Annotated in this window: 18 protein-coding genes; 10 read left to right on the plus strand and 8 right to left on the minus strand. The window is 69.0% G+C overall.

Translation table 11 applies throughout. The features are described from left to right. Positions 1–48 precede the first annotated feature (48 nt). The 3 genes from Q7T09_RS18810 to hppD are packed head-to-tail and all read right to left on the minus strand — an operon-like array spanning position 49 to position 3,254. Positions 49–1,179 (minus strand): homogentisate 1,2-dioxygenase, encoded by a 1,131-nt coding sequence (locus tag Q7T09_RS18810; protein WP_304701732.1) that lies wholly within the window; start codon positions 1,177–1,179, stop codon positions 49–51. Further along, the gene (locus Q7T09_RS18815; protein ID WP_304701733.1) at positions 1,179–2,159 is read right to left on the minus strand and encodes an isoaspartyl peptidase/L-asparaginase family protein; all 981 of its coding nucleotides are present in this window, start codon (positions 2,157–2,159) and stop codon (positions 1,179–1,181) included. Before Q7T09_RS18815 ends, Q7T09_RS18810 begins: the two co-directional genes overlap by 1 nt. Further along, the gene (gene hppD / locus Q7T09_RS18820; RefSeq protein WP_304701734.1) at positions 2,160–3,254 is read right to left on the minus strand and encodes a 4-hydroxyphenylpyruvate dioxygenase; all 1,095 of its coding nucleotides are present in this window, start codon (positions 3,252–3,254) and stop codon (positions 2,160–2,162) included. A 117-nt stretch (positions 3,255–3,371) separates the two neighbouring features. Between hppD and Q7T09_RS18825 the strand changes: the two genes are divergently transcribed. Genes Q7T09_RS18825 through Q7T09_RS18840 form a run of 4 tightly spaced genes read left to right on the plus strand, consistent with a single transcriptional unit; the run spans position 3,372 to position 5,698 of the window. Beyond that, positions 3,372–3,950 (plus strand): YqaA family protein, encoded by a 579-nt coding sequence (locus Q7T09_RS18825; protein WP_304701735.1) that lies wholly within the window; start codon positions 3,372–3,374, stop codon positions 3,948–3,950. 31 nt (positions 3,951–3,981) lie between these two features. Then, positions 3,982–4,494 (plus strand): disulfide bond formation protein B, encoded by a 513-nt coding sequence (locus Q7T09_RS18830; RefSeq protein ID WP_304701736.1) that lies wholly within the window; start codon positions 3,982–3,984, stop codon positions 4,492–4,494. After that, positions 4,491–5,054 (plus strand): demethoxyubiquinone hydroxylase family protein, encoded by a 564-nt coding sequence (locus tag Q7T09_RS18835; RefSeq protein ID WP_304701737.1) that lies wholly within the window; start codon positions 4,491–4,493, stop codon positions 5,052–5,054. Before Q7T09_RS18830 ends, Q7T09_RS18835 begins: the two co-directional genes overlap by 4 nt. Next, positions 5,051–5,698 carry an N-acetyltransferase gene (locus Q7T09_RS18840; protein WP_304701738.1) on the plus strand — a complete coding sequence of 216 codons (648 nt, stop codon included), beginning with the start codon at positions 5,051–5,053 and terminating at the stop codon, positions 5,696–5,698. Before Q7T09_RS18835 ends, Q7T09_RS18840 begins: the two co-directional genes overlap by 4 nt. On the opposite strand, the gene Q7T09_RS18845 is transcribed toward Q7T09_RS18840, so the two are convergent. Next, positions 5,695–6,075, minus strand: coding sequence for a hypothetical protein (locus Q7T09_RS18845; protein WP_304701739.1), 381 nt, complete (start codon positions 6,073–6,075; stop codon positions 5,695–5,697). The two genes, Q7T09_RS18840 and Q7T09_RS18845, sit on opposite strands and share 4 nt — an antisense overlap. An 84-nt stretch (positions 6,076–6,159) precedes the next feature. Here Q7T09_RS18845 and Q7T09_RS18850 point away from each other — a divergent pair, with 84 nt between their 5' ends. Beyond that, the gene (locus Q7T09_RS18850) at positions 6,160–6,810 is read left to right on the plus strand and encodes a 2-hydroxychromene-2-carboxylate isomerase (protein ID WP_304701740.1); all 651 of its coding nucleotides are present in this window, start codon (positions 6,160–6,162) and stop codon (positions 6,808–6,810) included. Here Q7T09_RS18850 and Q7T09_RS18855 read toward each other — a convergent pair. Then, the gene (locus tag Q7T09_RS18855) at positions 6,807–7,367 is read right to left on the minus strand and encodes an HNH endonuclease (RefSeq protein ID WP_304701741.1); all 561 of its coding nucleotides are present in this window, start codon (positions 7,365–7,367) and stop codon (positions 6,807–6,809) included. The genes Q7T09_RS18850 and Q7T09_RS18855 overlap by 4 nt on opposite strands. Positions 7,368–8,151: 784 nt before the next feature. On the opposite strand from Q7T09_RS18855, the gene Q7T09_RS18860 reads away from it, so the two are divergent. Genes Q7T09_RS18860 through Q7T09_RS18870 form a run of 3 tightly spaced genes read left to right on the plus strand, consistent with a single transcriptional unit; the run spans position 8,152 to position 10,508 of the window. Then, entirely contained in the window at positions 8,152–8,781 is a 630-nt protein-coding gene (locus Q7T09_RS18860) for a TetR/AcrR family transcriptional regulator (RefSeq protein WP_304701742.1), read from the plus strand. Between the two features lie 9 nt (positions 8,782–8,790). After that, a complete protein-coding gene (gluQRS, locus tag Q7T09_RS18865) occupies positions 8,791–9,633 on the plus strand; it encodes a tRNA glutamyl-Q(34) synthetase GluQRS (protein WP_304701743.1) in 843 nt (280 codons plus the stop codon). Then, entirely contained in the window at positions 9,630–10,508 is an 879-nt protein-coding gene (locus tag Q7T09_RS18870; protein WP_304701744.1) for a DMT family transporter, read from the plus strand. Before gluQRS ends, Q7T09_RS18870 begins: the two co-directional genes overlap by 4 nt. On the opposite strand, the gene Q7T09_RS18875 is transcribed toward Q7T09_RS18870, so the two are convergent. Then, complete coding sequence (locus Q7T09_RS18875; RefSeq protein WP_304701745.1) at positions 10,505–11,917, minus strand: protein adenylyltransferase SelO; 1,413 nt, start codon at positions 11,915–11,917, stop codon at positions 10,505–10,507. The genes Q7T09_RS18870 and Q7T09_RS18875 overlap by 4 nt on opposite strands. An 82-nt stretch (positions 11,918–11,999) precedes the next feature. On the opposite strand from Q7T09_RS18875, the gene nhaA reads away from it, so the two are divergent. Beyond that, entirely contained in the window at positions 12,000–13,187 is a 1,188-nt protein-coding gene (gene nhaA / locus Q7T09_RS18880) for a Na+/H+ antiporter NhaA (RefSeq protein ID WP_304701746.1), read from the plus strand. Here nhaA and bioD read toward each other — a convergent pair. Both bioD and bioF read right to left on the minus strand, forming a co-directional pair. Then, positions 13,173–13,835 (minus strand): dethiobiotin synthase, encoded by a 663-nt coding sequence (gene bioD / locus Q7T09_RS18885; protein ID WP_304701747.1) that lies wholly within the window; start codon positions 13,833–13,835, stop codon positions 13,173–13,175. The genes nhaA and bioD overlap by 15 nt on opposite strands. Beyond that, the gene (bioF, locus tag Q7T09_RS18890; protein ID WP_304701748.1) at positions 13,832–14,983 is read right to left on the minus strand and encodes an 8-amino-7-oxononanoate synthase; all 1,152 of its coding nucleotides are present in this window, start codon (positions 14,981–14,983) and stop codon (positions 13,832–13,834) included. Before bioF ends, bioD begins: the two co-directional genes overlap by 4 nt. Before the next feature lie 158 nt (positions 14,984–15,141). Here bioF and Q7T09_RS18895 point away from each other — a divergent pair, with 158 nt between their 5' ends. Then, positions 15,142–16,701, plus strand: coding sequence for an ATP-binding protein (locus tag Q7T09_RS18895; protein ID WP_304701749.1), 1,560 nt, complete (start codon positions 15,142–15,144; stop codon positions 16,699–16,701). Positions 16,702–16,837 lie beyond the last annotated feature (136 nt).

The raw sequence follows: 16,837 nt of genomic DNA on the forward strand, positions 1-16,837 counted from the left end.
GGGGACGGCGGCGAGGCTGCGCTTGTTGCGGTCGAGGGGGACTTTCACCTAGGCGGTCTTCCAACTGTCGACATAGGCGGCATTCTCAACCGTCGCGGCGGCCTCGCCAACCTCCAACGGGTCGCGGGTGTCGATCATCACGGCATAGTCATCGGTGGCGGGCTTGGGCGGGCTGAGCATGTTCTTCAGCGCCATGGGGTGCGGGCCATGGGTGAAGCCCGACGGATGAAAGGTCATCATCCCGGCGTCGATGCCGTCGCGGCTGAAGAAGTCGCCGGCGTGGTAGAAGAGCACCTCCTCGAAATCGTCGTTGTTGTGGAAGAACGGGACCTTCAAGGCCCCCGGATCGGTCTCGAACGGCCGCGGCGCGAAGGTGCAGACCACGAAGCGGTCAGAGACGAAGGTGGTGTGGACGCTGGGAGGCAGGTGGTAGCGATGGCTGACCACCGGCCGCAGATCCTTCACGTTCAGGCGCACCGGCGCCAGATCCCCATGCCAGCCCACCGCGTCGATGGGATTGTAGGGGTAGGTCACCACCGAGACTTGGCCGCACTTCTTGATCTCCACGCGGTATTCGCCGGGTTCCGCCTGATGAGCGCGGAAGGCCTCGTCCATGGCGGGCGTGTCCAGCATGGCGGGATCGAACAGGGCGTGCCCGCCCAGCATGCCCTTGTCCGGCAACGAGAAATGGGTGTTGGTCGCCTGGATCATCAGCACCGTCGTGGGCGTGCTGGGCGCAAGCCGCCACATGGTCCCGCGCGGCAGATAGACGTAGTCGCCGGCCGCGTAGCCGATACGGCCGTAGTCGCAGAACAGGTCGCCGGCGCCCTCGTGCACGAACAGCAACTGATCGCCATCGGCGTTGCGGGCGAGCGCCGGCATGGGCGAGGCCAGCTTCCAGAAGCGCATCTCCACGGCGGCGTTGTGCAGCACGACGGGCGCGCTCCAGGGCGAACCCGGCGCCTCGTTCAGGCGGGAGAGGTCGAAGGCGCGGGGGCGCAGCGGCCCTTCGAAATTGGTCCAGCCGGTGGGGGGGCGCGGATGGTGCAGGAAGGCGGCGGGGCCGAAGAAGCCCTCCTTGGAGATCTCCCGCTCATAGGTGCCGTCTGGCATATCGGCGTGGGCCTGGCGGGAGTGGACACCTTGGGCGCCGCGCACCGGGATCCAGTTTCGAGCCATCAGAATTCGTCCTTGTAGATGCCCACCGCCATCGGACGCCCCTCCGACGCCTGGGCGCGGTACATGCCCGATGTGTTGAAGCTCCAGGCGATCTGACCATCCGGCGCGACAGCGATGACGCCGCCGTCGCCGCCCAGAGCGGTCAGCCGGTGCTGCACCACCTCGTCGGCGGCGGCCTGCAGGCTTAGCCCCTTCAGCTCCACAAGGGCCGAGATGTCGCGCGCCACGGTCAGGCGGATGAAGTACTCGCCGGTCCCGGTGGCCGACACCGCGCAGCCGGCGTTCGACGCATAGGTCCCCGCCCCGATCAGGGGGCTGTCCCCCACCCGCCCCCAGCGCTTGCCGGTGGTGCCGCCGGTGGAGGTGGCGGCGGCCACGTCGCCGTGGATGTCGAGGGCGACAACGCCCACGGTGCCATGCTTGCCCTCGTCGTGCGCCAATCCCTGGGCGGGATCAGGCCGGTCCGCGCCGACCGGCGCCTCCGGGATCGGCAGCTTCTCGGCCTTCAGGAAATTGGTCAGGCTGCGCCAGCGGCGCGCGGTATGGAAATGGTACGGCTCCACCAACTCCTCGCCCTGGTCGGCGGCGAAGTCGTCGGCGCCCTTGCCGATCAGCATGACATGGGGCGAGCGCTCCATGACCGCGCGGGCCAGCGTGATCGGGTGCCGGGCTCTTGTAACGCCGGCCACGGCGCCGGCCCTCAGCGTGCGCCCCTCCATGATGGCGGCGTCCAGTTCGTTGCGGCCCTCCGCGGTGAAGACCGCGCCCCGGCCAGCGTTGAACAGAGGATCGTCCTCCAGCAGGCGGACGGCGGTCTCGCAGGCGTCCAGGGCAAGGCCGCCCGCCTTCAAGACCTGGGCGCCGGCCTCGGTCACCTTGGTCAGGGCGGCGCGATAGGCCGCCTCCTGCTCAGGCTTGAGGTGGGCGCGCTCGATCACGCCTGCCCCGCCGTGCACGACAATGGCCCACTTCGGCGGCAATCAGCCCTCCTTGGCCGGCAGGACGCCGCGGCGCACCTGGTCGAGTTCAATGGACTCAAACAGCGCCTTGAAGTTGCCCTCGCCGAACCCCTCGTTGCCCTTGCGCTGGATCAGCTCGAAGAAGATCGGCCCGATCATGTTCTCGGTGAAGATCTGCAGCAGCAGACCCTGACCCTCGGTGGGGGCGCCGTCCATCAGGATCTGATCGGCGCGCAGACGCTGCAGGTTCTCGTCGTGGCCCTTCACCCGGTCGGGGAGTTGCTCGTAGTAGGTCTCCGGCACCGATTGGAAACGGACCTCCCGGTCCCGCATGGTCTCCACCGCCTGGTAGATGTCGCCGGTCCCGAGCGCCACGTGCTGGATGCCCTCGCCGTGATAGTCCTTGAGGAACTCCTCGATCTGCGAGTGGTCGTCCTGGCTCTCGTTCAGCGGGATGCGGATCTTGCCGCAGGGGCTGGTCATGGCCTTGGAGATCAGGCCGGTCTGGGCGCCCTCGATGTCGAAATAGCGGATCTCCCGGAAGTTGAAGATGCGCTCGTAGAAGTCGGCCCACTTGCCCATGTTGCCGCGGAACACGTTGTGGGTCAGGTGGTCGAGGTAGGTCAGGCCGACACTGTTGGTCGCCTCCGCCTCCGCAGCGCCCGGGATCGGCACGAAGTCGACGTCGTAGATCTCCTGGGCGCCATAGCGGTCCACAAGGTAGAGGTTCGAGCCGCCGATCCCCTCGATGGCCGGGATGTTCAGCTCCATGGGGCCGACCGGCCCCAGCACCTGCTTGGCGCCGCGCTCGAGGGCGAGCGCCATCGCCTTGGCCGCGTCCTTGACCCGGAAGGCCATGGCGTTCGCCGAGGGGCCATGAATCTGGCGGAAGTCCGCAGGCTGGCCGCTGGGCTCCATGTTCAGCAGGAAGTTGATGTCCCCCTGGCGCATCCGGATGACGCTCTTGGAGCGGTGCCTGGAGACCGCCGTGAAGCCCATCTTCTCGAACAGGCCCTTCAGCAGATCCGGCTCGGGGGCGGTGAATTCGACAAACTCGAAGCCGTCGGTGCCGAGCGGATTGTCGAAGAGGTCACGACTGGTGGCCTGGGCGTTCATCTGCGCACTCCTTCCCGGAGAGATAGTATCATATGAAACCACTTGCCTGAACCGCGCCCAGGAGACAAGGGCGTCTGGCGCTGATAGCAAACGAGTGAACAGCCTCCTCGGATCACCATGCTTCGCAAAACGTACGACTGGGTCATGAACCTGGCCGGGTCGCGCCACGCGCCCGTCATGCTGTGCGGCGTCTCCTTCGCGGAGAGCTCGTTCTTCCCGATCCCTCCCGACGTGATGCTGGCGCCCATGGTCCTGGCGCGGCCCGAGCGCGCCTTTGTCTATGCCGGGCTCTGCACCCTGTCGTCGGTCCTGGGCGGGTGCCTGGGCTACTTCATCGGCTACCACCTGGGAGACCTGGGCCACTGGCTGCTGGCCCTGATGGGCCACCCCGAGGGCGACGCCGCCTTCAAGTCCTGGTTCGACCAGTGGGGCCTGTGGGTGATCCTGATCAAGGGCCTGACGCCCATTCCCTACAAGCTGGTGACTATCGCCTCGGGCTTGGCTGAATTCTCCTTCTTCACCTTCGTCTGGGCTTCGGTCGTGACCCGCGGAGCGCGCTTCTTCCTCACCGCCACCCTGCTGAAGTACTTCGGCCCGGCGGTGCGCGAAGAGGTCGAAAAGCGCCTGACCCTGTACACCGTGATCGGCGTGACCGTTCTGGTCGGCGGCATTGTTGCGCTGAAAGTCTTGGGCTGAGCCGGGTTTTGCGCTCATATCGCGCGCCATGATGCAGCTCATCCGCGCCGTCCTCGACCGCTGGGCCTTCTTCGCCCTGGGCTCCGCCGCCCTGATGCTGGCGATCGCCCATGCCTTCGAAACCTTCGGTGGCTACGCGCCCTGCACGCTCTGCCTGCGGGCCCGAGAGGTCTACTGGGTGGCCGGGACGATCGCCCTGGCCTGCATCCTGGCGGTCAAGCTGCCCCGGATCCTGCGTTGGCGCTGGCTGTTCTACACCGCCCTGGCCCTGGTCTTCGCCGTCGGGGTGGGGATCGCGGTCTATCACAGCGGCGCGGAGTGGAAGTGGTGGCCTGGCCCCACGACCTGCGCGTCCACTGGCGGCGGCGTCAGCACCCAGGCCATGAGTGACCTCCTGGGCGGGGCGAAGATCCAACCCCCGGCCTGTGACGAGGCGGCCTGGCGGTTCCTGGGCCTGTCCATGGCCGGCTGGAACGCCCTGATCTCGCTGAAGCTGACCCTTTACAGCGCCTGGGCGGCGCTCCGCGAAAGGCCCCGGTCATGAGCGACAAACCCATTCCGCCCCGCCCGGGCCAGGGCGCCACCGCCGCGCGGCTCGCCGAAATCCTCCGGGTCGATCAGGCCGGCGAAATGGCGGCGGTGCAGATCTATCGCGGTCAACGCGCCGTGCTCGGCGGCTCGAAAGGCCATGAGCGGATCGCCGGCCAGTTGGCCGAGATGGAGGGCCACGAGGCCGTTCACCTGGCCCGCTTCGACACCCTGCTCACCGACCACGGGGTGCGCCCCACCGCCATGACCCCGGTCTGGCGGCTGGCCGCCTTCGCGCTCGGCGCCGGCACCGCGCTGCTGGGTGAGAAGGCGGCTCATGCCTGCACCGAGGCGGTGGAGGACGTGATCGAGCAGCACTATGCCGGCCAGGTGGCCGAGCTCAGCGATCGTGAACCGGCCCTAGCCGCCGAACTCTCGAAGTTCCGCGACGAGGAGCTGGCCCATCGTGATCACGCCGTGCAGGAAGGCGCCCGCGACGCCCTGGGCTATCCGATCCTGGCGGCGGTGATACGCGCCGGTTGCAAGGCCGCCATCAAGATCAGCGAGAAGCTATGACCGACGCGCAGATCGAAGCCCTGCGCCGAGGCGCCGAGGCCCCCGTCCTGGCGGGCTCGGCCGACCTCGACGCCGTCGCCGACGATCTGAACGAGGCCTTCCGGACGGACCCGCAGTTTTGCTGGTTCCTTCGCGACGACGCGGGACGCGAGGCCGCCCGCCTGCGCTTCATGAAGATGCTGGTGAAGGAGGTCGCCCTCCCCACCGGCGAGGTGAGCCGCCCCCCCGGCGGCGGCGCGGTCTCCATCTGGATTTCCTCTCAGGCGCTGGGCCCCAACAGCCTGATGCAGGAGCTGCGCATGTTCCCCACCATCCTGGGCGCGACGGGCCTTGGGCGGATCGATCGCCTCGCCGCCATGCGCAAGGCGATGGACGCGTTGCACCCCATGGACCGGCCTCACGCCTATCTGTGGTTCCTCGGGGTTCGGCCCGAGGCGCAGGGCCTGGGGGTCGGATCCCGGATGCTGAAGGCGGGCCTGGCAAAGGTCGACGCTAAGGGGCTGCCCGCCTATCTGGAATCCTCAAGCGAGGCCAACGTGCCGCTCTATCGCCGCCACGGCTTCGAGGTGATGCAGGAGTTCCGCGCGCGGGCCGACGCCCCGCCCGCCTGGGCCATGTGGCGCGAGCCCCGGGCGGCCGTCTAACGAGCCCCCAGCGTCCGGCGTCCGAAGGCGAACAGGGTCGCCAGCGCCGCCTCCACCACGATGGGCAGCAGCATGTCCGGCGCAAGCCCCTCCAGGCCCGCCGTGATCAGACGGCCGGCGAGGGCGAGGCCGACCAAGACCAGGGGCACGGTGACCAAACGGCGGTCATCGCGGATCGCCGCGGCTAGGGCGAAGACCCCCATGCCCCCGAAGAATCCGCCGACATCGGCCCTCAGGCTCGCCAGACCAAGGCCGCCGACGGGGGACAGGCCGAGGGTCACGGCCGGCAGGGTTGGATCGATCCAGATCCGCAGGGCGCCGAAGATCGCAAAGGCGCCGAGCGCGCCGATCAGCAGACGGGGCAGGAGACGAAGCATGAGTGTTGTCCAGGCGGTTTGATTGTGGCGCGATACATGCCACTATTTCACGACAGAGCGAAACCACGCGGGCGACAGAACCTCATGACCCTGACCTACGACCTCTACTGGTCCTTCCGCTCGCCCTACTCCTACATGATCATGCACCGGCTGACGGCGCTGGAGCGGGATTACGATGTCGCCTGCAACGTGCGGCCGGTCTATCCGCTGGCGGTGCGCACCCCGGAGTTCTTCGACACCCGCGACCCGCTCTGGTTCAGCTACTTCTTCGCTGACATCCACCGGGAGGCCCAGTTCCTGGGCCTGCCCTTCCGCTGGCCCCGGCCCGACCCGGTCTACATGGACATGGCGACCCGGACCTATCCCAAGGATCAGCCGCACATCCACCGCCTGACCCAGATGGGGGCGCTGGCCGCTGAGCAGGGTCGAGGCCTCGCCTTCCTTGACGAGGTCAGCAAGGCGATCTGGAGCGGGACAGTCGACGACTGGCACCTTGGCGACCACATCGCCCAGGCCACGGCGCGGGCCGGCCTGGATCCCGCCACCTTCGCCGCCACGGTGGACGCCGAGTCCGAGCGCCTCAACGCGGTGATTGAAGAGTCTCAGGTCGCCCAGCGCGCGGCGGGCCACTACGGGGTGCCAATGATCGCCTTCAACGGCGAACCCTTCTTCGGCCAGGACCGCTTCGACCAGTTCAAATGGCGGCTGGAGCAGCAGGGGCTGAAGGCCCGCTAGGCCTCCAGTTCAATGTCCCAGTAGAGGTAGTCGAGCCAGCTCTGGTGCAGGTGGTGCGGCGGGAACTTACGGCCGCGTTCCTGCAGTTCGTGGGCGCTGGGACGCCGCGCCTTGTGACGCGGGAACATGTGCGCCTCCTGCGGGGTGCGGCCGCCCTTTGTGAGATTGCAGCGGGCGCAGGCGGTGACGATGTTTTCCCAGGTCGTGCGGCCGCCGCGAGAGCGGGGCACGACATGGTCAAAGGTCAGGTCCGCGCCCGAGTGGCAGTACTGGCAGGTGAAGGCGTCGCGCAGGAACAGGTTGAACCGCGTGAAGGCTGGCGGACGGTCCTGGGTGACGTACTGCTTCAGCGACACCACGCTGGGCAGCTTCATCGCGAAGGACGGGGAGTGGATTTCCTGGTCGTAGGTGGAGACCACGTCGACCCGATCGAGGAAGACCGCCTTGATCACATCCTGCCAGGGCCAGAGCGACAGGGGATAGTAGCTGAGCGGCCTGAAATCCGCGTTCAGCACGAGGCAGGGCCAACCGGACGGCGGGTGGGTGAGCACCTTCATCGCCGGTCATCCCGGTGCGGTACAGCGCCAGATGGGTACGCGTGGAAACTGAAGACGAAGCCCTCACTCTCAACCGCTCTATCGGCGAACCGGTTGGGGCCCTCAGGCCCCAGATTCCCGACGCAGGAGAATTATAGGAGAGATTCTGAGACATCGCCATGACGGCGAAGCGGCAGGCTGAACCCCGCTCGCGACCCTAGGGTTCAAGCGAGCGGGGCGGCGCCGGAGAGCACTCAGGCGCCGACGATGGCGGTGGCGCCGGCCAGCAGGAAGCTGAGGGCGGCGAAGGCGACGACGACGGTGGTGTCTACGAAGCGGGCGAAGGCGTGATCGGCATGGATGAACATGAGGATGGTCCCTGGTCTACCGGAGGCCCCCGGTCGGGTTGTTCATGTGAACAACGCTAAGATACCCTCCATCTGAACAATGTACAGATACATTTTACACTGTACGCTATGCGTTTATGCATGGCCTTTGCGGGCGAATATGGCGCAAGAAAAAAGGGCCCCCGAAGGGGCCCTTGCGATCAGGGATCGACTTTGACTTCTAGGCGCCGGCCACTGCGGTGGCGGCGGCGACGGTGAGGCCCAGGACCAGAAGGATGGCGGGGGCGACGCGGTCGAAGAAGCGTTCGAAGTTTGCGAGAGACATGACACACACCTTGTAAGTTTGAACCCGCGGGGAGGCGGGGCGTTTGTTATTTGAACAATGCTAAGATAGCAGCGATCTGAACGCCGTCAAGATGATCTTTACGGCGTCCAGATATACTTTTACAGTGAGCCCGATGAGAGAAACTGCAGCCGCCGAGTCCCGGCCCTATCACCACGGCGATCTCAGCCGCGCCCTGATCGACGCGGCCCGCCGCCTGCTGGAATCCGAGGGCCCTTCGGCCCTGTCGCTCCGCGCTGTGGCGCGAGAGGCGGGTGTGAGCCCGGCCGCGCCCTATCACCACTTCAAGGACAAGGGCGAGTTGCTGGAGGCTGTGGCCGCCGAGGGCTGGGACCTGCTGAACGAGTCGCTGGCGGCGGCGCGGAAGTCGGCCAATTCGGTGAAGGACAAGCTGACCGCGCTGGGCGTCGCCTATGTGGTCTTCGCGCGCGAAAATCCCAGCCTTTATCGCATCATGTACGACGGCTCGCGCAACAAGGAGGAGTTGCCCTCCCACGTTCACCTGGAGGACGACAGCGCCTACTGCCAGGTGCGCGACACCCTGGTGGAGGCCGGCGCCGATCCCACCGATGAGATCGCCCTGGAACTCGCCACCACCGCGGCCTGGTGCGCCGCCCACGGCCTGGCTGAGATGGCCTCGTTCAAGCAGTTCGACACCCTGAAATTGGCCCTCGGCAGCGAAGAGGCCTTCCTGCGCGGCGTCTTCGACCACATGAGGATTTTCGCCGACGACCACGGGAAGTAGACAAGGGGCGTGACCGCGCCCTTCACCACCCGTTTCGCCCCCTCGCCCACCGGGCTGTTGCACCGTGGGCATGCCTTCTCGGCGCTCACCGCCCATGACGCGGCCCGCGCCGCGGGCGGCCGCTTCCTGCTGCGCATCGAGGACATCGACGCCACCCGCTGCCGCCCTGAATTCGAAACCGCGATCTACGAGGACCTGGCCTGGCTGGGCCTCGAATGGGAGCAGCCGGTGCGCCGGCAGTCTGAGCACCTTCCGGAATACCAGGCGGCGATCGGGCGGCTCGCTGAGCGAGGCCTGCTCTACCGCTGTTTCCGCACCCGCAAGGAGATCGCTGAGGCCATCGCCTCGGCGCCCCATGGGACCATGGACACCTGGCGCGGCTCGCCCCTGCCCTCCGACCAGGAGGCGCGCAGACTGGCCGCCGGGGAAGCGTTCGCCTGGCGGCTGTCCCTGGACGCGGCCCTGGCGCAGGCCGGTCCGCTCACCTTCACCGAGGAGGGCTCCGGCCCGAATGGGGAAACCGGCCTCATCCCCGCGCGGCCTGAACTGGGCGGCGATGTGGTGCTGGCGCGGCGAGACGTCGGCGTCGCCTACCATTTGGCCGTCACCCTGGACGACGCCCTGCAAGGCGTGACCCATGTGATCCGCGGCGAGGACCTGTTCGAGGCGACCCACGTCCAGCGGCTGCTGCAGGCCTTGCTGGACCTGCCAACCCCGGTCTATCGCCACCACCGCCTGCTGACCGGTCCTGACGGCAAGCGCTACGCCAAGCGCGACCACGCCCAGACCCTGGCCGAGCTGAGGACGGCCGGCGTCACGCCGGAGCAGCTGCGCGCGGAGATGGGCCTGTGACCGACGCCCCCGAGGATCGCGGCAAGGCCCTGGCCATGCTGCTGCTGGGCGCCTGTGTGATCGGGGTTGGCCCGGTGCTGGTGCGGCTGTCGGAGACGGGGCCGGCGGCCGCGGGCTTCTGGCGGCTGGTCTTCGCCCTGCCCCTGCTGGCGGTGATGGCCCAGAAGGCTGGTGGCGGCATCGGCACGGCGCCCATGGCCGCCGTGCTGGCCGGCGTCGCCTTCGCGCTTGATCTCGGCTTCTGGCACTACGGCATCGCCTATACCTCCGTGGCCAAGGCGACCGTGCTCTCCAATCTTACCCCGGTCCTGGTGACGGCCTTCGCCTGGATCTTCCTGAAACAGCGGCCTCGCCGCCTGTTCCTGCTGGCCGTGGCTTTCGCGGTGGCGGGCGCCTGGACAATGGCGCTGACCAAGGGGGCGGGTTCGACGGGGGTCAATCCACCGCTGGGCGACGCCCTCTCGGCGGCGACCGCCGTCTGGTACTCGATCTATTTCCTGGTGGTCTCCAGCGCCCGACAGTCGATGTCGGCGACACGGATCATGTTCTGGTCCACCCTGGTCGGCGCGCCCCTGCTGCTGCTGGCCGCCTTGGGCCTCGGGGAGCAGATCATTCCCACTGGGTTGGGCGGCTGGGCGGCCTGCGCGGGCCTGGGCCTCATGCACGTGGCGGGGCAAGGCTCCATCGCCTGGGCCTTGGGGCGGCTGCCGGCGGCCACCGCCTCAGTCGTGGTGTTGATCCAGCCGGTGGTGGCCGCCGCCCTGGGCTGGATGCTGTTCAACGAGCTGCTGGGAACCTGGCCCGCCCTAGGGGCCGCTGTCGCCCTGGCCGGCGTGGTGCTGGCGCAATGGGCCAGCCGGCCGAAACCCGCCTAGAGGTCCCAGGCTCCTCGGGCGGCCTCGATCCGGGCCAGCTTGGCGTGGAAGGCGGTCCAGTCGTCCTCGGCGGCGATGCGGTCCCAGATCGCCTCGATCTCGTCGATGAGCAGTTCCTCGGGTTCGGCCTTGGCGAAATAGGGATCCAGCAGGCGGCCTGGGCGATCCGGCTCGGTCTCGGCGACGCGGCGTCGGAAGTCGGCGAAGGGCTGGCCGCCGTAGATGTCCCCCCGGGGGCTGGCCATGGCGCGGCCCACGTCGCCGCAGAACCAGTCGAAGAAGAAGGGCTCCCAGCGCAGCCGCTCGCCCCCGGCCGCCAGGGCCGTGAAGGCCGCGTTGACCAGGCCGGCGTCCAGTTCGCGGCCCCGGCTCTTCAGACCCAGGCGCTTGAGCATCGCGCCCGCCAGGCCGCCGCGATAGGCGTCGGCGAAGCCGTTCAGGGCGTCCACCAGGGCCTGTTGTTCGGCCACCATGGAGAGGCAGCCGCCGAGGTTCTGCAGGTTCCAGAACACCGCCTCCGGCTGGCGGCCGAAGCTGTAGAGTCCCTGCTGGTCGAAATAGGCGGCGACGAAGTTGGGGTCGTTGTGCGGCAGGAACCGGTAGGGCCCGTAGTCGAAGCTCTCTCCGGTGATGTTCATGTTGTCGGTGTTGAGCACCCCGTGGACGAAGCCCGCGGCCATCCATGAGGCCGCCAGAGCACCGGCCCGCTCCACCACCGCCGTCAGCAGGGCCGAGGGGCGGTCCGGCGCATTGTCCAGTTCCGGGTAGTAGGTCTCGATCACGTAGTCGACGAGGCGGACGATCTCCTGGGGCTGCTCCAGGAAGGCCTGCCGCTGGAAGGTTCCGAAGCGGATGTGGCTGTGGGACAGCCGGGTGAGCACCGCCGAACGGGTCGGGCTGGGCTCGTCACCCCGCTCCAGGGCCTCGCCGGTCTCGATCAGGGAGAAGGACTTCGAGGTCGGGACGCCCAGGGCCTCCAGCATGGCGGTGGCCAGCACCTCGCGCATGCCGCCCTTCAGGGTCAGGCGCCCGTCGCCCCCGCGCGACCAGGGCGTGGTCCCAGACCCCTTGGTCCCGAGGTCCAGCAGGCGGTCGCTCCCGACCTCCCGCAACTGCGCGAAGGTGAAGCCGCGGCCGTCGCCTAGGTCGGGGTTGTAAACCCGGAACTGGTGGCCGTGATAGCGCTGCGCCAGCGGAGTCTCGATGTTGCCCGGCAGGGGTTGGAAGCGTCCGAAGTGCGCGGTCCACTCGGCGTCGGTCAGGGTATCCAGGCCCACCGTGGCGGCGGCCCGATCATTGCGGAACCGCAGCAGGGTCTGGGGGAAATCGGCCGCCGCGACGGGATCGGCGAACTCGGGGCCGAGGCCGGGCAGGCGCGGATCTGGGCGGTAGGCGGGGGAGACGGGCATGGTCGCCAGATGGAGGTGAAAACCCTCCGGAGCAAGCGCGGCGATTATATTCGCACCTCCCGACCCATGCTACCGGTCGGCCATGGCGCGTCGCATCACCCTCGATTTCCTGAAGACCGAAGCCGCCTCGGGCATGATCCTGGCGGCGGCCGCGCTGGCGGCCATCCTGTTGGCCAACTCCCCGTGGTCGCAGCACTATTTCAGCTTCATCTCCCGCGAACTCACCATCCAGGTGGGCGCCTTCAAGGAGACCCACTCGGTCACCGACTGGGTGAAGCAAGGCCTGATGGCCATCTTCTTCTTCGTCGTGGGGATGGAGATCAAGTTCGAGATTCTGCGCGGCGAGCTGTCCAATCCGCGGCGGCTGGCTCTGCCGGTTCTGGCGGCCATCGGCGGGATGGCGGCGCCGGCGGCCGTCTATCTGCTGCTGAACATGGGCCCCGGCGGGGCGCCGCAGGGCTGGCCCACGGCGACGGCCACCGACATCGCCTTCGCGCTGGCGGCCCTGGCCATCGTGGGCCGCAAGCTGCCGCCGTCGCTGCGGGTGTTCCTGCTGACCCTGGCCATCGCCGACGACCTGGCGGCCGTGGTGCTGATCGCCCTGCTGTTCACGGCCAAGGTCAACCTGCTGGCCCTGGGCGGGGCGGCCTCCACCCTGGCCCTGATGTTCCTGCTGGGGCGCTGGAAGACCGCGCCCTACTTCTTCTATGCCTGCTGCTTCGCCCTGATCTGGGCCTTCACCCTCAAGAGCGGGGTCAACACCTCGCTGGCCGGGGTCGCCGCCGCCATGGCCGTGCCCATCGAGCCACGGCGGGCCGGCCAGGCCGGGGTGCTGCACTACTTCATGGAGAGCCTGCACGGCTATGTAGCCTTCCTGATCCTGCCGCTGTTCGCCTTCACCGCAGCGGGGTTCTCGTTCAGCGGCCTGTCCCTGAAGGAGCTGTTCAGCCCGGTCGCCCTGGGGGTCGCGCTGGGGCTGTTCCTGGGCAAGCAGCTGGGGGTGTTCGGGGCCGCGGCCCTGGCCATGGGGCTGAAGCTGGCCCGGCGGCCGACCGGGGCCAAGTGGATCGAGCTCTATGGGGTGGCGGTGCTGTGCGGGGTGGGCTTCACCATGAGCCTGTTCATCGGGGCCCTGGCCTTCAGCCCGAGTGACGTGGCCGGCCAGACCGAGGTGCGGATCGGGGTGATCGTGGGGACCTTGATGTCCACCGCGCTCGGCATGGGGGTGCTGGCCTGGTCCCAGGCGCGGCGGAACCTAGAGCAGGGCTGAGGCCCAGGACTCGTCGTCGCGGGGGGCGGCGAGGACCGGGACGTCGCCGGCGAACCGGGCGATGGCGGCGACGGTCTGGGGGAAGTCCGGGGCGCCCGGATCGGCGCTCTGGCTGACGACAACCCCAAGCACCGCAAGGCCCCGCGCGCGCAGGACCTCCAGGGCCGTCAGGGTGTGGCTGACCCCGCCGAGGTAGGAGCCGCCCACCAGGACCGTCGGCAGGCCGAGGGCCAGCTGCAGGTCCAGGCCGGTGGCGTCCTCGGCCAGGGGGCTCATCACCCCGCCGGCGCCCTCCACCAGCAGCAGGTCGGCGGGCTGGGCGGCCAGCACCGGGCGGCAGACGGCCAGCAGGTCGGCCAGGGTCAGGGTCACCCCCTCCAGCCGGGCGGCCATGGGGGGCGAGAGGGCGGCCTCGAAGCGCAGGGGGGACATGGCCTCCAGGGCCTCGGCCGTCAGGTCCCGGCCCAGGGCCGCGAGGAGCCGACCGGGATCGGACGTGTCGGTGGCCACGGATGGAAGATAACCCGTTACGACGGGCTTCAAGGCCGCCACGGTCAGGCCCCGGGCGCGGGCGGCCTTCAGCAAGGCGCAGGCGGCCCAGGTTTTTCCGACGTCGGTGTGGGCGCCGGCGATGAAAACGGCCCTCATGGGACCAGGCCGACTATGGCCGACATCAGACCGTCAATGTCCCGCGCGGTGTGGCCGGCGGTGAAGGCCAGGCGCAGTCGGGCGGTCCCGGCGGGCACGGTGGGGGGGCGGATGGCGACGGCCAGGAAGCCCACCGATTCAAGGGCTTGGGCCACGGCCAGCGCGCGGTCGGCCTCGCCGATCATGATGGGGACGACGGCGGATGTAGCTTCCGGCAGGTTGAGCGCGCGGGTGAAGCGCCGCGCGTTGGCGAGCGGCCTGGCCACCAGCTCCGGGTCGGCGGCGATCACGTCGAGGGCGGCCAGGGCCGCGGCGGCGTTCGCCGGCGGCAGGCCGGTCGTGTAGACGAAGGTCCGGGCCCGGGTCTTGATCAGGTCGATCACCGGGGCGCTGGCGCAGACATAGGCGCCGTAGCCGCCGAGCGCCTTGGAGAAGGTGCCCATGGAAAGGTCGATGTGGGCGGTGGGATAGACCGAACCCGCGCCCGCGCCCGCCGGCCCCACCACGCCCAGGCCGTGGGCGTCGTCCACCAGCAGCCAGGCGTCATGGGCGCGGGCGAGATCGCTGATGGCGTCGAGGGGCGCCAGGTCGCCGTCCATGGAGAAGACCCCGTCGGTGGCGATCAGGCAGCGGGCGGCCGCGCCCCGCTGGGCCGCCAGCTTCTGCGCCAGGTCGGCCATGTCGTTGTGCCGGAAGGCCAGCACGGTCGCGCCCGACAGCTGGGCGCCCGACCAGATGCAGGCGTGGGCCAGTTCGTCGGCCAGGATCAGGTCGCCGGGCCCCATGACCGTCGGAATGATGCCGGCGTTGGCCAGGTAGCCGGAGCCGAAGACACAGGCGGCCTGCTTGCCCTTCAGCGCCGCCAGCCGCGCCTCCAGCTCGCCAAACACCGGATGGTCGCCGGTCACCAGCCGCGAGGCCCCGGCGCCGGCGCCGTAGCGCTCGACCGCCGCCATGGCCGCGGCCTTCACCGCGGGGTGATGGGACAGGTTCAGATAGTCGTTGCAGGAGAAGGACAGCAGGCGCCGCCCGCCCCGCTCGACCCACAGGCCGTCGATGCGGTCGGTGGGGACCAGCCGCCGCCGCAGGCTGCGGGTCTCCAGCTGATCGAGCTTCTCGGCGGCGAAGGCGGTGAGGCTGTCGGTCATCGGGCGCCGATATGCACCTGGCCGGGGATCGGGGGAAGACGGAACCCTGCGTCACACCACTCTCGATAGTGACACCGCAAGCGCCAAAATTTACTCATGGTTGACCCCTGCGACCCCATATTGGGGGTGGCTCCGTAAGAGCCTGGAGTACCGCGTCCATGTCATCCGTCCCGGGGCTGTCCGATGACCTGTCGACCTTCTTCGACGTGTCGCTCGACATGCTGTGCATCCGCGACATGGCGGGCCGGTTCGTGCGGGTCAGCCCGTCCTGGACCACGGTGCTGGGCTGGACCGCCGAGGAGCTGGTGGGCCAGCCGTTGCTGCCGCTGATCCACCCCGACGATGTCCCGTCCACCGCCGACCTGATGAAGGCCATCCAGTCCGACGGCGAGATCGTCGGCTTCGTGAACCGCTATCGCCACCGCGACGGCCGCTATCGGCAGCTGGAATGGCGGGCTCGACTGTCGGGGGACCAGGTGTTCGCCGTGGCGCGTGACGTCACCGACCGGGTGGCCGCCGAAGCCGAGATGAAGGCCGCCCATGCCGCGGCGCAAGCCGCCAACCAGGCCAAGACCGACTTCCTGGCCAATATGAGCCACGAGATCCGCACGCCCCTGAACGGGGTGATCGGGGTGGTGGCGGCGCTCGCCCAGACCGAGCTCTCGCCCGAGCAGCGGGAGATGGTGAGCCTGGTCGAGACCTCGGGCCTGACCCTGGAGCGGCTGGTCTCCGACATTCTCGACCTGTCGAAGATCGAGGCCGGGCGCCTGGAGATCGAGGCCGCGCCCTTCGACCTGGCCGACGCCCTGGAAGGCGTGCTGCACCTCAACCGGCTGAAGGCGGAGGAAAAGGGCCTGGCCTTCGCCGCCGACGTCGACGATGCCGCGCAAGGCGCGTTCCTGGGGGACTCCGTCCGCCTGAAACAGGTGGTGGGCAACCTGCTGTCCAACGCCGTGAAGTTCACCGACCAGGGCGGGGTGCGGCTGCGGGTCAGCCTGACCGAGGCCGGCGACGGCCCGGCCCATCTCACCGTGGAGATTCGCGACACCGGGGTCGGCTTCGACGCGGAGACGGGCGCCAACCTGTTCCAGCGGTTCAGCCAGGCCGACACCACCATCACCCGGCGATTCGGCGGCACCGGCCTGGGCCTGTCGATCTGCAAGGCCATCGTCGAGATGATGGGGGGCGAGATCTCCGCCAGCTCCGAGCCGGGTCGCGGCAGCCTGTTCCGCGCCACCTTCCCCCTGCCCCGGGTGCGGATGGCCGACCCTGACGCCCGTCCCGCCGATGACACCTCCGGGGCGCCGCTGGCCCGGGTCGACGCCCTGCGGGTGCTGCTGGCCGAGGACCACCCCATCAACCAGAAGGTCGTGCAGCTGATCCTCGCGCCGCTCGGGGCGGAGATCACGGTCACCGAGGACGGGGCCCAGGCCCTGGCCGCGTTCCGGACGAGCCTCTTCGACCTGGTGCTGATGGACATGCAGATGCCGGTGATGGACGGCCTGACCGCCACCATGGCCCTGCGCGACGAGGAACGGCGGCGCGGGGGGCCACGGACCCCGATCATCATGCTGAGCGCCAACGCCATGATCCAGCACCGCCGCGACGCCATGGCCGCCGGCGCCGACCACCACATCGCCAAGCCCATCACCGCCCACCTGCTGATGGACGGCAACGAGACGGTGCTCGAGCGGGCCGGGGCGGTGGCGGTGGGGTAGCGGGGGGATAGCGGGACGCCCTCCCCCGCTCATCCCGGCGACCCGAAGGGCGGCGCGAAGCAGTCAAGGCCGGGACCCAGATGCATCCTGAGCGTCTGGTCGGGTGATGTTCGTGTCGTGGGTGGGGTTGGGGGGG

It is taken from the genome of Phenylobacterium sp., from assembly GCF_030645195.1.
Taxonomy (GTDB): domain Bacteria; phylum Pseudomonadota; class Alphaproteobacteria; order Caulobacterales; family Caulobacteraceae; genus Phenylobacterium.

Bases quoted from the DNA above. Each gene is read 5' to 3' on its own strand.
- Q7T09_RS18810 (WP_304701732.1), bottom strand. From the start codon at position 1,179: ATGGCTCGAAACTGGATCCCGGTGCGCGGCGCCCAAGGTGTCCACTCC.
- hppD (WP_304701734.1), bottom strand. From the start codon at position 3,254: ATGAACGCCCAGGCCACCAGTCGTGACCTCTTCGACAATCCGCTCGGC.
- Q7T09_RS18825 (WP_304701735.1), top strand. From the start codon at position 3,372: ATGCTTCGCAAAACGTACGACTGGGTCATGAACCTGGCCGGGTCGCGC.
- Q7T09_RS18830 (WP_304701736.1), top strand. From the start codon at position 3,982: ATGCAGCTCATCCGCGCCGTCCTCGACCGCTGGGCCTTCTTCGCCCTG.
- Q7T09_RS18835 (WP_304701737.1), top strand. From the start codon at position 4,491: ATGAGCGACAAACCCATTCCGCCCCGCCCGGGCCAGGGCGCCACCGCC.
- Q7T09_RS18840 (WP_304701738.1), top strand. From the start codon at position 5,051: ATGACCGACGCGCAGATCGAAGCCCTGCGCCGAGGCGCCGAGGCCCCC.
- Q7T09_RS18845 (WP_304701739.1), bottom strand. From the start codon at position 6,075: ATGCTTCGTCTCCTGCCCCGTCTGCTGATCGGCGCGCTCGGCGCCTTT.
- Q7T09_RS18850 (WP_304701740.1), top strand. From the start codon at position 6,160: ATGACCCTGACCTACGACCTCTACTGGTCCTTCCGCTCGCCCTACTCC.
- Q7T09_RS18855 (WP_304701741.1), bottom strand. From the start codon at position 7,367: ATGAAGGTGCTCACCCACCCGCCGTCCGGTTGGCCCTGCCTCGTGCTG.
- Q7T09_RS18860 (WP_304701742.1), top strand. From the start codon at position 8,152: ATGAGAGAAACTGCAGCCGCCGAGTCCCGGCCCTATCACCACGGCGAT.
- Q7T09_RS18875 (WP_304701745.1), bottom strand. From the start codon at position 11,917: ATGCCCGTCTCCCCCGCCTACCGCCCAGATCCGCGCCTGCCCGGCCTC.
- nhaA (WP_304701746.1), top strand. From the start codon at position 12,000: ATGGCGCGTCGCATCACCCTCGATTTCCTGAAGACCGAAGCCGCCTCG.
- bioD (WP_304701747.1), bottom strand. From the start codon at position 13,835: ATGAGGGCCGTTTTCATCGCCGGCGCCCACACCGACGTCGGAAAAACC.
- bioF (WP_304701748.1), bottom strand. From the start codon at position 14,983: ATGACCGACAGCCTCACCGCCTTCGCCGCCGAGAAGCTCGATCAGCTG.
- Q7T09_RS18895 (WP_304701749.1), top strand. From the start codon at position 15,142: ATGTCATCCGTCCCGGGGCTGTCCGATGACCTGTCGACCTTCTTCGAC.